15 protein-coding genes are annotated in these 13,192 nt (G+C 37.1%); 3 read left to right on the forward strand and 12 right to left on the reverse strand.

Going from position 1 to position 13,192, the window contains the following annotated elements:
* Window positions 1-122 precede the first annotated feature (122 nt).
* The gene (locus G592_RS17600) at window positions 123-353 is read left to right on the forward strand and encodes a hypothetical protein (RefSeq protein WP_155942201.1); all 231 of its coding nucleotides are present in this window, start codon (window positions 123-125) and stop codon (window positions 351-353) included.
* A 191-nt stretch (window positions 354-544) separates the two neighbouring features.
* Here G592_RS17600 and G592_RS18155 read toward each other — a convergent pair whose 3' ends face one another.
* The 8 genes from G592_RS18155 to G592_RS0111150 all read right to left on the reverse strand — a co-directional run bounded on the left by G592_RS18155 (window position 545) and on the right by G592_RS0111150 (window position 8,908).
* Window positions 545-682, reverse strand: a complete 138-nt coding sequence (locus G592_RS18155) for a WG repeat-containing protein (RefSeq protein WP_420329244.1) — start codon at window positions 680-682, stop codon at window positions 545-547.
* Between the two features lie 28 nt (window positions 683-710).
* Window positions 711-920: a hypothetical protein gene (locus G592_RS0111115; protein WP_028247886.1), complete on the reverse strand. Its 210-nt coding sequence runs from the start codon at window positions 918-920 to the stop codon at window positions 711-713.
* 294 nt (window positions 921-1,214) lie between these two features.
* Window positions 1,215-1,667, reverse strand: a complete 453-nt coding sequence (locus tag G592_RS16360) for an isochorismatase family protein (protein ID WP_051194889.1) — start codon at window positions 1,665-1,667, stop codon at window positions 1,215-1,217.
* On the reverse strand, window positions 1,667-1,978 hold the full coding sequence (locus tag G592_RS0111125) for a hypothetical protein (protein WP_028247887.1): 312 nt from the start codon (window positions 1,976-1,978) through the stop codon (window positions 1,667-1,669). Before G592_RS0111125 ends, G592_RS16360 begins: the two co-directional genes overlap by 1 nt.
* 611 nt (window positions 1,979-2,589) lie before the next feature.
* Entirely contained in the window at window positions 2,590-5,253 is a 2,664-nt protein-coding gene (locus tag G592_RS0111135; RefSeq protein ID WP_028247889.1) for a family 78 glycoside hydrolase catalytic domain, read from the reverse strand.
* Window positions 5,254-5,285: 32 nt separating this feature from the next.
* Window positions 5,286-6,131 carry a sugar phosphate isomerase/epimerase family protein gene (locus G592_RS0111140; RefSeq protein ID WP_028247890.1) on the reverse strand — a complete coding sequence of 282 codons (846 nt, stop codon included), beginning with the start codon at window positions 6,129-6,131 and terminating at the stop codon, window positions 5,286-5,288.
* Between the two features lie 21 nt (window positions 6,132-6,152).
* Entirely contained in the window at window positions 6,153-7,574 is a 1,422-nt protein-coding gene (locus tag G592_RS0111145; RefSeq protein ID WP_028247891.1) for an MFS transporter, read from the reverse strand.
* Window positions 7,575-7,603: 29 nt separating this feature from the next.
* Window positions 7,604-8,908 carry a glycoside hydrolase family 1 protein gene (locus tag G592_RS0111150; RefSeq protein ID WP_028247892.1) on the reverse strand — a complete coding sequence of 435 codons (1,305 nt, stop codon included), beginning with the start codon at window positions 8,906-8,908 and terminating at the stop codon, window positions 7,604-7,606.
* Window positions 8,909-9,091: 183 nt separating this feature from the next.
* On the opposite strand from G592_RS0111150, the gene G592_RS0111155 reads away from it, so the two are divergent.
* A complete protein-coding gene (locus G592_RS0111155; protein WP_028247893.1) occupies window positions 9,092-10,288 on the forward strand; it encodes a helix-turn-helix transcriptional regulator in 1,197 nt (398 codons plus the stop codon).
* A gap of 123 nt (window positions 10,289-10,411) precedes the next feature.
* On the opposite strand, the gene G592_RS0111160 is transcribed toward G592_RS0111155, so the two are convergent.
* Window positions 10,412-11,005 (reverse strand): HD domain-containing protein, encoded by a 594-nt coding sequence (locus G592_RS0111160; protein ID WP_028247894.1) that lies wholly within the window; start codon window positions 11,003-11,005, stop codon window positions 10,412-10,414.
* 128 nt (window positions 11,006-11,133) lie between these two features.
* Here G592_RS0111160 and G592_RS18160 point away from each other — a divergent pair, with 128 nt between their 5' ends.
* Complete coding sequence (locus G592_RS18160) at window positions 11,134-11,325, forward strand: exonuclease domain-containing protein (RefSeq protein ID WP_420329245.1); 192 nt, start codon at window positions 11,134-11,136, stop codon at window positions 11,323-11,325.
* On the opposite strand, the gene G592_RS0111165 is transcribed toward G592_RS18160, so the two are convergent.
* The 3 genes from G592_RS0111165 to G592_RS16365 form a co-directional block, all read right to left on the reverse strand.
* Window positions 11,317-11,703 (reverse strand): DUF3592 domain-containing protein, encoded by a 387-nt coding sequence (locus tag G592_RS0111165; protein ID WP_028247895.1) that lies wholly within the window; start codon window positions 11,701-11,703, stop codon window positions 11,317-11,319. The genes G592_RS18160 and G592_RS0111165 overlap by 9 nt on opposite strands.
* A gap of 46 nt (window positions 11,704-11,749) precedes the next feature.
* The gene (locus tag G592_RS0111170; RefSeq protein WP_028247896.1) at window positions 11,750-12,046 is read right to left on the reverse strand and encodes a hypothetical protein; all 297 of its coding nucleotides are present in this window, start codon (window positions 12,044-12,046) and stop codon (window positions 11,750-11,752) included.
* A 142-nt stretch (window positions 12,047-12,188) separates the two neighbouring features.
* On the reverse strand, window positions 12,189-13,115 hold the full coding sequence (locus G592_RS16365) for a glycoside hydrolase family 25 protein (protein ID WP_196801840.1): 927 nt from the start codon (window positions 13,113-13,115) through the stop codon (window positions 12,189-12,191).
* Window positions 13,116-13,192: the final 77 nt, after the last annotated feature.

Consider the following 13,192-nt stretch of genomic DNA (forward strand, 5'->3'; position numbering starts at 1 on the left):
GAGCTTATGAAACAACTTCTGATATTCAGTTGATGAATGTGCGATTTCACTTTTCATGTAAATAATTTTACATCAAAACAAATGAACTTAAAATAATTGAATAAATATCTATTTTGCAATAATTGTCAACTTGTTTTCATAATGATGTAATAATATACACTTACTGGCAGGTATTTGATCCAGATGATATGAGCCAGGTATCTTCTAACAGACAGTACATTGATATGAGTGGTGGCTATATGAAGGTGGTAATCAGCCTTCCAATCAAGCCATCTGCTAACAATGCTACATCTGTATCAGATGATGGCAAGACACTCACATGGGATTTGCTTTCGGAGTCAAACATCCACTAAGAGTTTAGTCTTATCAACATTGGCATGATTATCGGCTTATGTGTTCTCGCATTAGCAATTGTAGCTGCTGTTGTAGTTATAATCATAATCAAAAAAGGTAAAAAGAATACCGTTGAAGTAAGTACACCAATTCAGTAATGTAAAAAAAGCCTCTATCTCTTATATAGAGATAGAGGTGTATCAAATAATTCTTATTTCTTTATTCTTTGACCTTTTGTGAGCTTTACTGTTGCATAACCACTGTTAAAATAAGATGCATCTTCAAACTGCGGCTCAAGAAACCAAGAACCGTCGCTTTTTATATACCCCCATTTTTCGTTTATCTCCACCAATGCATAGCCCTCAGTTGAACGATAGTCACATTTGTGACCCCTGTATTTGCGATATAAACTCTTGTTCTGTTTTGCTTTCTTTCAGCATGGTATACATCTGAGCTGATTTTTCCTCTTTTTGTTGGTCTGTCATATCTTTCATTTTCTCCGAAATCAGCAGTCGTGTATTCTGTGAATACCCCTGATCCAACATTGTTTGAAATAATTTGGTGCGCCACTTGAATGGATTGCCCATCTTTTTCTCCTTCTATTAATTCATTCAAAATGTAATCTATAGTTGTTTCATCTTGAACTATAGTAGTATCTACAGCAATTATTTTACTTATACCAAACTCATCTTTTTCGTGGTCCGTAAATACTAGTTTACTACCAACTTTATAAATATAATCTCCGTTTTTTGCCCTAAAAGTTGAACGATAGTCACATTTGTGACCCCTGTATTTGTATTACATCTTGTGCCAGAGGTGTCTTTCGATTTGCGTTCGGAGTCAAACATCCACTTAGAGTTTAGACTCTCTATAAATGGCACTTAATCGGATACTATTACTATTCCAGCTTCCTGCATCTTAGGAAGCTCTTTTATATAGAAATTGTCATTAGTGGCAGCAACAGCATCTAAATAGAGCCTTACCTCATATCCCTTATTCTTTGCATCCAAGACGCTTCGAGCGACACAGCATCTACCATCAACACCAACCATATTGATAACATCTACCTGCATCCGTTCTATAAACTGCACAAACTCTTCCGAGGAAAAAGCACTTGGCCATCTTTTGGCAAATACATACTTCGATACTACATCAAGCCCTTCCGCCAACACATACTTATCCTCATTCTCAATCTTGCCTACATTTCTCACATAGACTACAGGAATGTCCGCAGCCACAGCTTCTTGAATACGCATATTAACACGTTCAAGTAGATCTGACTCATAGTTATCCATATACTTTTGCTGCATATCAATCACTAATAATATTTCCATTAGCAACCTTTTCTTCCACTCTTGTGATCTTCTATTGAACAAGCATTAGCAGTGCCATATTCAATCAAGCCTGCATCGGCAGGATCAATTGAAACTCTACCATCCTCGAATACAAAAGCAGGGATACCTACATCGCCTATTTCTTTACAGTGATCAAAAACAGAATTGGTATCACGTAGTCTAGTGAACGCTCCCATATTTCTGATGTTCTCACCAATATTGATATATTCAAATTCTGACTCTCTACCCTTAATCTGCTCATGAATGTAATCGCAATATGGACAAGTTGGCATTCCGTATATCTTAATCATAGGCTTTCCCCTCCATTTCCTATAATCTTCTTACCATAACCCGATTAAAATAACCTCTCCTCTAGAAATTCTTTTTCAAATTGATTTCTGTAGGTATGATTGGCCAAAGTATTATATCCATAGAAAGAATTGATGTCCTTTGGACCATGTTTCCACAAAAGCCATCCAAACAAAATCATAATACCTGGTATAAGCAATCCATTGATTAGCATAAACCACCAGAAAAACATAACAGCTCCTCCAAAGCAAATGCTTTTATTTGTCCCCCTTCAACTGCTCTTCTATCTGTTAATTCTCATCTTCCATTGCAAGGAACCAAGGACTAACCAGTAGGCAGAACTCTATGAAATAAATTACAACCATTTTAATCTTTCTAATCTTAAAATGCCACAATAATTAAAATTTCGTCCAATAAATTCATTCCTAGTTCCTGAGGAAAGGGGATACGGGGGAAGGAAAGACTGAAAGGTTCAAGAAAACAAAAAGTAAATCCCTCCACAGACCTGCGAAGCTGCTAGACAATGGTAAAATAATACACCCCTATTCCAGGGCTAATCTATATTCTAAAAAAGGACTCCCAAACAGGGAGTCCTCTGATAATTCATATTTTGTCAGCACATATAGTTATACTCACCGGCTAAAACCCGTTGCTGCGTTCCATTTGGAAGGATTAATTTTGCTTCAAGTCCTACAGGAATAAATAGATGAATATGAACTTTTTCGTTAATATAATCCCATCCCATTTCTATTTTTCCTGCTGGTGAATCATACGTTGCTTTTGCAGAAGTAAGTCCATTTGCATCATCACCTATATATATTTCAGGTTGTATTACCAGCTCACCATCACAATAGTGTATTCCACATACACCATCCATAATCCAGCCTACAACAGCTCCATAAGAATAGTGATTAAGAGATGCTTTTGGTTCCTTTCCCGGCTGAATTCCATCCCAGTTTTCCCAAAGGGTTGTGGCACCTTGATTTACCTCATATAACCATCCTGGCATTTGTGGATTCAATAGCAATTGATATGCCTCTTTTATATATCCTCTTTTCGCCAGCTGCCTGCATATTTCAGGTGTGGTTAGAAATCCTGTATTTAGCTTTCCATTTTCTTTTTTTACCATCACAGCTAACTGTTTTGCCGCAAGCTTGTCGGCCTCTTCGTGTAAAAGCCCAAAAGCCAGTGGTCGTACTAATTGACATTGGCGTTCTGTAGTAATCAATCCATTTTCTGTATAAACTTCAATATAGCCTTGTCTGGCTTTCTCAGACACACGAATTAACTCATTGACTTCAGCTTCAGGTCTATCTAAAATTTTGGCAATCTTTGACATAAGCATTCCGGAATATGCAAAATAGGCATTAGCAACATCATAGTTACCATCCTTCATGCTTTCAGCCGCGCTTCGGCCTGGCTCACACCACTCGCCATAATTCATCCCCTTTTCGATTACATAATTTCTATTCTTTTTCGAATGAGACTTGTTAAAAAGCTTTTTCTTACGCGCCTCTTTCTTCAAGAATGAATACCAGTTGCACATCATGCTATAGTTTTCACTGAGAACACGCTTATCCCCGGTCAATTGATATATTTCCCAAGGCACAATTATAATAGCGTCTCCCCACGCAACGGATCCAGCCAATAGCTTGGCAAAAAATCCAGGTTTATTGTTAGGAGGTGCAATGTTCATTACTCTTCCATCAGAAAGCTGTGTATACCTACACTGTCTTAACCATTTTTTAAATACAGGAACTGATTCCATCAAACGCAGTCCTGTATATGCAAATATACCAGCATCGCCAGTCCAACCAGCACGTTCTCTTGTTGGGCAGTCTGTTGGAATATCACAAAAGTTTCCTTTCTGACTCCACATTGCATTTTTTACCAACTGATTTAGCGCTGTATTTGATGTAGTCAATGAAAGAGTATCCATCATCTGAGAATACACCGCATGGGCATAGAATACTGCTTTTGATAAATCAGCATTTGTCTCTACTTTTACATAACGAAATCCCATGATGGTAAAGTTTGCATGATAATGGTTATACCCAGCTTTCATTGTATAATCAATAGTCTGGTAGGTTCCACCTTCTTTATGACGTTTTCTATCTTGAAAGTTTTCCTGTGTGAACTCTCCATTTTGGTCTAATGTCTCACCATGAATCAGGCGTATTTTTTCTCCTGCCGCTCCATTTGGAATTATAAGCTCAATCTGTCCCGCAAGGTTTTGACCAAAATCAAGAACTGTATCTCCTTTTGGAGTTTTAAGGATTGTTGCATCAAACCTTTCCATTCTTAGTATAGGCACAGTATCCATTGCTTTCAAAAGCTCATACCCAATAGGTACTTCCTTCACTTCATGCCAAGCCATCTCATCATCTGACAAGTTCTCCATTCTGGCATCATATACCTCGCCATGTTGCATATCATTCTGTCTAAGAGGGCCATTTTGTGATGCTTGCCATGTGTTATCAGTTGACACAATGGCTTTCCCGTTAATCTCTAGCTGGCATATTACAGCCGTTTTTTCGCCAAATAAATTTCTGTCACCATCTACACCTGATGTACTACGATACCAACCATCACCTAAGATAATATGTATTTCATTTTCTCCAGTCTTAACATAATTTGAAACGTCATATGTTTGATATGGTATTTCGAATTTATAATTGGCTGTTCCTGGTGTAAGCACATAATCAGTTATTTTTTGTCCATTTATGTATATTTCATAGAGTCCACAAGCGCTGGCATATACTCTTGCAGTCTCTATTTTCTCCATTGAATCCAGACAGAATTTCTTTCTAAGAACTGATGCTGGCTTATGAGGAATAAACACTTCATTTTTTTTATGGTTTTTCTCGTTCCATGCTTTTAAAGCCGTAGAGTTCATATAATCTGGAGTACCTATATCAAATTGATACCCAATTTCCTCACTTGGCTCAATCCATTTAGCATACCAGTCATCACTGTTAAGCAGCCCATATTCAAAGTTGCCTCCATCTGCCCATTCACCTGAGCAATCGTCCTGATCCCATAAACGGATAGTCCATGACATGTTATCTCTTGACCTATGCTCTGGTGCAATAATAGCATGCATTTTGTTTGATTCTACCTTGCCAGTATCAAGTATTATCTCACTACCCTTTTTTACAACTATTTGGTATGCGCTCTGCATAATACCTTCCTGACACTGCCATGAAACATATAAATCCTGTGCATCTATTCCTATAGGGTTATTCCGGTACTCGGTTTTACAATTTATTGCTTTCATCTATTCCTGTTACCTCTCGCTCATTGGGTGTTTTAATTCACATACTCTTTTAGAAACTGAGAACTAATTTCAGCAGAAATTATTGGTGACTTCTGTTCCCAATTTCTATGACTTTCAAGAACAACCGCTTCTACTTCATTCTCTTTTGCAATTTCAAGCATTCCTTGTAAATCCATACTTCCTTTTCCAAGCTCACAACTATCGGTTTTTAAGATTGATGAAAGTGGTCCCGTCTGTTTTGAGCCTCTATCATTGATATGCCAAAGTTTCATTCGCTGCCCAAGTTTACCCATCCAGTATTCAGGATTCACTCCAATATCAGCAGCCCAATATGAATCAAATTCAAAATTCACATATTCCGGATTGGTCTCTTCAATCAAAACTTCATAGGCCATCTTTCCACTTTTTAATCTTCTGAACTCGCAATTGTGGTTGTGATATAAAAGACTTAGTCCTTCGTTCTTTAGCAATTTTCCTGCTTCATTCAAATTATTTGCCAGGTCATAAACTGCCTTCTCATCGGTATAATCAAAGTGATGCATGCCTGTAATAACCACATATTTTGTTCCGTAAAGATGAGCCTCTTTTGCCACTTCCTCTGTTCTTTTCAATACGCTACCCAAGTCAGAGTGTAAACTAATAACTTTAAGGCCGGACTCATCTATCAATTTTTTCCAGTTCAGCTTGCCACTTTTTCCCATAGGCATCCCTGCCAGACGAGTCAAGGCTCTTATGATAAATGGCATGGGGTGAATCATGTATGAACATAATTCAATCCCCTGATAGCCAGACGCTCTCAATCTACCCAATGTGTCTTGTGCCTTTTTTTGATTGCCAATCACGGTTCGAAGCTGAAACTGTTGTATTCCTCGAATCACCCTCTACTACCTCACTTTCTATTATTTCTTCTGGCCTTTTGCCTGAATCTCAGCCATCTTTTCCTTTGAAAGAGGGCTTATTTTCATGCATATAATTGAGATAATCCATCCTATTATTGGAAATCCATAAAGCAATAACACTGTCAGATACTTAATACCATTAGTCATAGGATCATTTGGCTGTGGCATAGTTGTCTCATAACCAATAAGAGCAACACAGCCCATGGTAATCACTGTTGCTAACGACGATACAAGTCGGTCAATCATAGAATAGGTAGCTGTAACAACAGCAGGAATAAACTTTCCAGAACGGTCTTTCTCATAATCGACTACATCCGCACTCATTGATGTTGTAGCTGCTGTGACACCCATTTTTGTTCCATTAACAGCAAGAGTTAAAACGAAATATACAATAGTTGGAAGTACTGCAACTGTAATCGTTCTCGTATTAATTGTCAGTAAAAATACAGTCATAAGTACTGTTGCAATGAGACTTACAAATGACCAGAATGAAATAGCTTTTCTACTTCCATGCTTACCTGCATACTTTCCTCCAATAATGGCGAACACGATTGAAGGAAGCATCGCAATTACACTGATTAATGTGGAAAGCTGCATATTTCCAATCAGTATTCCAAACATCATTGTTGATACAATAGATTGACTACCAACCTGATTTGCAAGTTTTACAGCAGAGGCTGAAATCACATAGGTTTGCATTGCTTTATTCTTGCCTAGAAGCGAAACCATATCTTTAAAAGAAACCTTTTCATTATTGGTTGCAGCCACATCTTCAAAATTTTCTGGACAGTCAGTCTCAGATACACCTATGCAAGCCAGAATAATGAACACAAGAGAGATTGCCACTGTTACAATGCACGAAGTGCTAAGCATTTCAACAGAATATGTATTTTGATACTTTGGAAGAATTACCATTGTGATTAAAATTGTCATAATCATTGGCGCAAAGTAACTATAAACTGTTGCCCATACCCCTACCATTGGTCTTTGCTCAGGATCATTTGTCATTACCGGTCCCATTATTTGACCTGCAACATTATTCATGGCGTATCCAAATAAATAAATGACATACATTACTACGAAAAGTATAATTCCATGTCCTTTACCACTTCCCCAAATAAATAACAATAAAACCGCTGCAGACTGAATCAGCCATCCGCCAAAAAGGAATATACGAATCTTTCCAAATCTGGTGTTAAATTTATCCACGAATACTGCAATTACAGGATTTAGAACACCCTCAAGTATTCTACTGAATGTAAGAATAGTGCCCATTATCGCAGTTGCAATACCATACCCAGCATTTCCAACATAACTGACGTAAGTCATTAAGATATAAAAACACATTGCGTTTGCAGAATTCATTTGTGATAAGGCAATTTGCCAGTTCTTTGCTTTTCTGTAATTAATCTGATTTTCCATTTTTGCTCCTTTTTACTATCATTTTGTATCTAGCGTAGACTTCCAAGAAATCTCAGGCTTTCCTTTGGATGTCGGCTCATATCATTTCGATCAACGCCAATAAGTCCAAAGGTCATCTTGAATCCCTTTTGCCATTCGAAATTGTCTAGTAATGACCAATAAAAATACCCTTTAACTGGTAATCCATCATCTATACATGATTTAATCTCATCAGTAGCAGTTTTTATGTACTCTACTCTCTCGTTATCTTCTGATGTTGCAATTCCATTTTCCGTAACAATTAAATCTCCTTTGAAGGACTTTGCCACCTTTCGAACTACATTTCCAATTGCTTTAGGATAGTTTTCATATCCCATCTGGGTTGTTTTAACTCCATCAGGTAAACGTTCCTCCCCCTGCTCATCGAAACATTTTCTCGTATAACATTGAACTCCAAGGAAATCATCACCTTCAATAGCTGGAAGATAATGAAGTAATTCTTCATCCCATACTCTTTCAATTGCTTTAGTTGATTCTGCACTATTTGATTCTTCAAGTGATTGTAAGTCATGCAATGATAATGTAATTCCAACCTTTAAATCAGGCCTAGCTTCTCGAATTGCTTTTACCGCAGCCATGTGTGCTTTCATTACAATTCGGTCTCCTTCATCTGAGCACTGTGATACAAATACAGCAACATCTCTTGGGTCTTTAAATCCAAATGCCTGTGCACTTTCCATTGCAGCTTGAATCATACGATTCTGATCCAAATTGATACCAACCTGAACCTTCGAATCTTCTTCTGCCTGTTTTTCTTCTAGAGAACGACTTGCACTCATGCGAGCCATCATGCTTTTCATCAGTCCAGCCAATTGATAACGCATATTGGCTTCATTGATGGTGCAAACATAATGAATTCCTTCTCCCAATTCTGAAACAATTCGTCCGCAGTATGCAGAAAAATCATCAATGACCTCAGGATTCTCCCATCCGCCTTTACGAATTAACCACTTAGGAGATGTAAAGTGCATTAGAGTGATAACCGGTTCCACTCCATTTTCTACACAGCACTTAATGACATCCTTGTAATGCTCTACTTCTGCAGAATCCCATTTGCCCTCCTCTGGCTGTATTCTTGCCCACTCAACTGAAAATCGATATGCATTCAGTCCAGCATCCTTTAATAGCTTTATATCCTCTTCAAAATGATGATAATGATCTACTGCCAAACCAGAAGGTTCATCAAACATACTGTGCTCCAAATTCTCTTGAACCCAATAATCACTGTAAATATTGTTTCCTTCTACCTGATGTGCGGCTGTGGCAGCCCCCAATAAAAAACTCTTCTCAAACATATTCTTTCTTCCTTCCTAGTTAAATGTTAAGTTGTGAACACATTATATTGGGATAAACAGATATTGTATTTTATTAAAATGATGTATATTATAGTTTTATGATATTTGCTATATTTTTCACTTTTTGCACAATTTACTACTGCGCAAATTTATGAAAAAGTTACAATGGGAGGCTGATATGAAATGCTATTTTCACAATTAGAATTGATTTATCAAATATATGGAGTTCCAATCTCAGTATTTGATTTAGATGGGACATGTAAGAAACTTATCCCTGATAAGAATTTTAATGGCGCTTTTAAACTATCTGATATTCCTGAATGGACACACTTTAGTTCTTTTACAAATCAAGTTTGTTGTCTTGTCACAGATTCCCTGCTTCTATTGGGATTTATCCCGGATTTTTCAAATAAGCAGATAATCGTCTTGGGGCCTGCCACTACTGTCGAGATGAATTCTGTTTCCCTGAAACATTTTACGGATCAGGTAAGCTCCAGCTATTCAAAAGAGATTGCTTTAGCAATATCGAGTACACTTGCTTCGATGAAATTGACTGACCTACATCAATTTAAAGCTACCTTATCTCTAATAGAATCCCTATTGGGTGTGGAAATACACGATATTAAAACAATTAGCGAATACTCAACGAACTTAACTCAGATAAATGCGCTAGAGAAAGTTACTAATGCAATTACAACAGAGATTACTTTTGACGATCATGACTACACTGACACAGATATTCAGGACAGAATTCTATTTTATATTTCTCATGGTATGGTTGAAAATCTTGAGAACCTTGTTATTCCAGAGCAATTTATGGAATCAATGAATAGATTAAGTCTACGATATGTTAAAAATTCACTCATTGTTTTGAACTCTCTCAGCCAACGTGCAGCTCTATCTGCAGGCGTGCCATTACGTTCTACTGACTCTTTAGGAAGGGCTTTTAGTGACCAGATAGAGTCCTCGCCTGATGTTGAGTCCCTAATTCAATTATCAGCAAGAATGTTCATTCCCGCTGCCTATGCAAGGTTGGTCAGAGATGTTAATATACCAGGCAACACAAGTCGTGATATTCGAACTGTAATAATATATGTTCAAAATCATTTTAGAGAACAGATAACTGTCAAGAAACTTGCTGAATTAGTGAATTTATCAGAAGAACATTTATCCAGAAAATTTAAATCCGAAACAGGCATGACACTAAAGAGTTTTATTGTTAAAGAAAAAATACACGAGGCAGAGGCTCTACTTCGCTTCACAGATCTATCACTATCATCAATTTCAGAAATATTATCATTTTCATCACAAAGCTGGTTTCAAACTGCTTTCAAAAAACAGACTGGAAAGACACCTATGGAATATCGAAAGGAAGCCTAGTGATAGGCAATTTGCCATGTTTTTAAACAATCGAGTAGTAGGAGGGAGATTAATTAAATCTCCCTCCATAACTACAATATTCATATCATGCTTTGGAAGTATAAGGATTGATTTCATAGGCCTTTACCCCGCTAACATTTCCTCGTTAATTGTATCCTCACTAGCTGCCATCGCTTGCAATGTTTTATCTAACAAGTCATTGAGCTCCCAGCCAAGCTGATTTGCACCACGTTCTATTACCTCTCGTGAACATCCTGCGGCAAATCCTTTGCTTTTATATTTCTTCTTAAGAGATTTTAGTTCCATATCTTTAGTACTCTTGGATGGTCGCATTAGAGCTGCCGCCCAAATAAGTCCTGTCAACTCATCAGCTGCAAAGAGTACTTTTTCCATCTCTCTTATTGGCTCTACATCTATAGTTTCTCCGCAACCAACAGTAATACCGTATCCGTGTGAACATACTGCATGAATAATATCATCACTCACACCGCCCTCTTTTAATAATTCTGGAGCTTTTAAACAATGTTCATCTGGATACAATTCAAAATCTATATCATGTAAAAGTCCAACAATTCCCCAATATTCCTTTTCATCTGCATAACCAAGTTCATTTGCATACCATTTCATAACAGCTTCAACGGTTAATGCGTGTTGAATATGAAAAGAATCCTTGTTGTATTTTTTCAGTAATTCAAAAGCCTCATCTCTTGAAATCATTGTTACTATCCCCCTTCTCTTATTTTCTAAAAGCATACTCTTTTAGTAGGCAAATAGCAATCTCTATATTACATAGGACGAATGGTTATAAATTTTCTCAATTAAGTTTACTGTAAATAAATTTTATAATTTGTTCGGGTTTACAAAAAATCATCGACGAGTTCTACTCATTAGTAAATCCAGAGACTCACTTTGACTATTTTAATGTTAAGCTTACAGGAATTAACGAAGAAAAAGTTGCTAATGCTCCAACCTTTCCAGAACTATGGGAACAAATTGAACCTGTTCCTTTAAGAAAAAATAGGCTCGTCTTACAGTGAACTACTAGTTTTAATAAGAATCAATCCAACTAGAACAGAAAATACTCCAAGTATCAAAATATCTAAAAACCCTAGTCTTTCACTAGTCCTGAGATGATGAGGCTTTTTCGGATCTATGTAAACTGATATTTCCTCACCACTTTTATATCTAATTGCTTTTAAGGATGATATCACATTCATTTGGTGTACATTATATTCGCGCCCAGCATAAATATATGAAAATCTTATCAAATTATAAAATTTAGTAGATTCTACTTTTTCAACTTTTGCTGTAATCTTTTCTGTACACTTATGAAGAGAATACAAAAGCCATGGTCCTATAAAGGTAACGGTTACTCCAATTATCAATATAAAAAAATTACCTACTCTCATTTCCAAGTAGAATGCCCCCTTAATAGTTTTAATTTGTTCATCGGCTATTGCTTTACATTAAAGCTTCTGACACAATCTTTGAAGCTTCTTTGTATACTTCTAAGTTCTTGTATCCTTTAGTAAGAGCAACATCTAACCCCAATGCAGCTGACTTTAATTGATATTTTGTGCGCTCTCGCTCTTCTATTCTTGCTATTTCTTTCTCGCCTAAAAAAATACTGCATGGTGTAATAGGTCCAAATCCATAATCACAAATGCAGCTTACATATTCCTTGCACTTGGGACAAAGATATATAACATTTCCAGCGATAGCACCAGAAAATTCGCATCCACAATTTTTACAATGCAATTGTTCCATATCCTCCTCAATTAAACTATCTAAATTATAGTGAATCTAAGTTTACAAAAAAAGATGTAATTGCCTCTGACAGCTCTTCTAGTTCAATAAAAAGACCTGCATCACAGATGCAAGTCCTTCTAGTTCTATCATATTACTGCAACCAAAGATCCAAATCTACTTTACCTTTGATTCCCTTAACTGTGCCGCTTTCTGAATACTGCCAAAGCTGATATTCATATGGCCAATAGAATTCTTTATTATATCCCGCAAACCACTTTGGATATTCTGTAAGCTGTGTCAAATCGATAAGCATAGCGCCCATCTCTGTGTTGTGATAAATCATTCCATCATATCCAGCATTCTTGATTGAATTAAGGAATCCGATGGTAAGATTTGTTCTGTCTTCAACAGAAAGTGTATTTGTGCGGGCCTCGCTGTCGCTTACCTTTTCCACATCAAATACGATTGGAAGCTGAAGCTCATATCCTTTTAGCAGATCTATTACTGTAGAAGCTTCTTCTAAAACCTCATCCTTTGAAATAGCCTGTGAGAATACGTAAACACCTACATCGATACCAGCTGCCTGTGCACCTTCGATGTTCTCGATGCACTTCTCATCAACAACAAGCTTTCCTGTACCGTATCCACGATATACAGCACGAATAAATGCAAACTCTACACCGTCTGCCTTAACAGCCTCCCAGTCGATGTCTCCCTGATGTGAAGAAACATCTATACCAAATCTGGAAGTAACTTTGCCGTCTTCTATGTAGCTGTAACGACCTGTGGTCTCGTCCTCCACAAGGTTATCAATGTTGAATGCACTCTTTGTAAGCTCTTCGTTGATTGGAACAAAGTTGTACTTCTGATTAGCAGCAACAACAATGTACTCAGGATAGAAAGACTTCAAAACTGAAATTATCGTATTTCCATTTTCAAGAGATTCACGAAGGGAATCAAGAACTGAAACCCTTCCCTCTTCCTTAGCTTCATCAACAAGTGCCTCTACCTCGGCAGAAGAATAAGTCTGTCCCTCTTCTACCTTGTCCACCTGAATGCGGCCCTTAGTATCAATCACTATGTAAATAACACCCACCGCTATTAGTGTCACTATTATCGAAATAATAGATATTAAAAAATATCTGATTGCTTTTC

It is taken from the genome of Pseudobutyrivibrio ruminis CF1b, from assembly GCF_000424005.1.
GTDB lineage: Bacteria > Bacillota > Clostridia > Lachnospirales > Lachnospiraceae > Pseudobutyrivibrio > Pseudobutyrivibrio ruminis_C.

What these genes read in the sequence shown, in the direction of transcription:
- G592_RS0111125 (WP_028247887.1), bottom strand. Translation starts at nt 1,978, where the DNA reads ATGATTAAGATATACGGAATGCCAACTTGTCCATATTGCGATTACATT.
- G592_RS0111150 (WP_028247892.1), bottom strand. Translation starts at nt 8,908, where the DNA reads ATGTTTGAGAAGAGTTTTTTATTGGGGGCTGCCACAGCCGCACATCAG.
- G592_RS0111145 (WP_028247891.1), bottom strand. Translation starts at nt 7,574, where the DNA reads ATGGAAAATCAGATTAATTACAGAAAAGCAAAGAACTGGCAAATTGCC.
- G592_RS16360 (WP_051194889.1), bottom strand. Translation starts at nt 1,667, where the DNA reads ATGGAAATATTATTAGTGATTGATATGCAGCAAAAGTATATGGATAAC.
- G592_RS0111135 (WP_028247889.1), bottom strand. Translation starts at nt 5,253, where the DNA reads ATGAAAGCAATAAATTGTAAAACCGAGTACCGGAATAACCCTATAGGA.
- G592_RS0111115 (WP_028247886.1), bottom strand. Translation starts at nt 920, where the DNA reads ATGGGCAATCCATTCAAGTGGCGCACCAAATTATTTCAAACAATGTTG.
- G592_RS0111155 (WP_028247893.1), top strand. Translation starts at nt 9,092, where the DNA reads ATGCTATTTTCACAATTAGAATTGATTTATCAAATATATGGAGTTCCA.
- G592_RS0111160 (WP_028247894.1), bottom strand. Translation starts at nt 11,005, where the DNA reads ATGATTTCAAGAGATGAGGCTTTTGAATTACTGAAAAAATACAACAAG.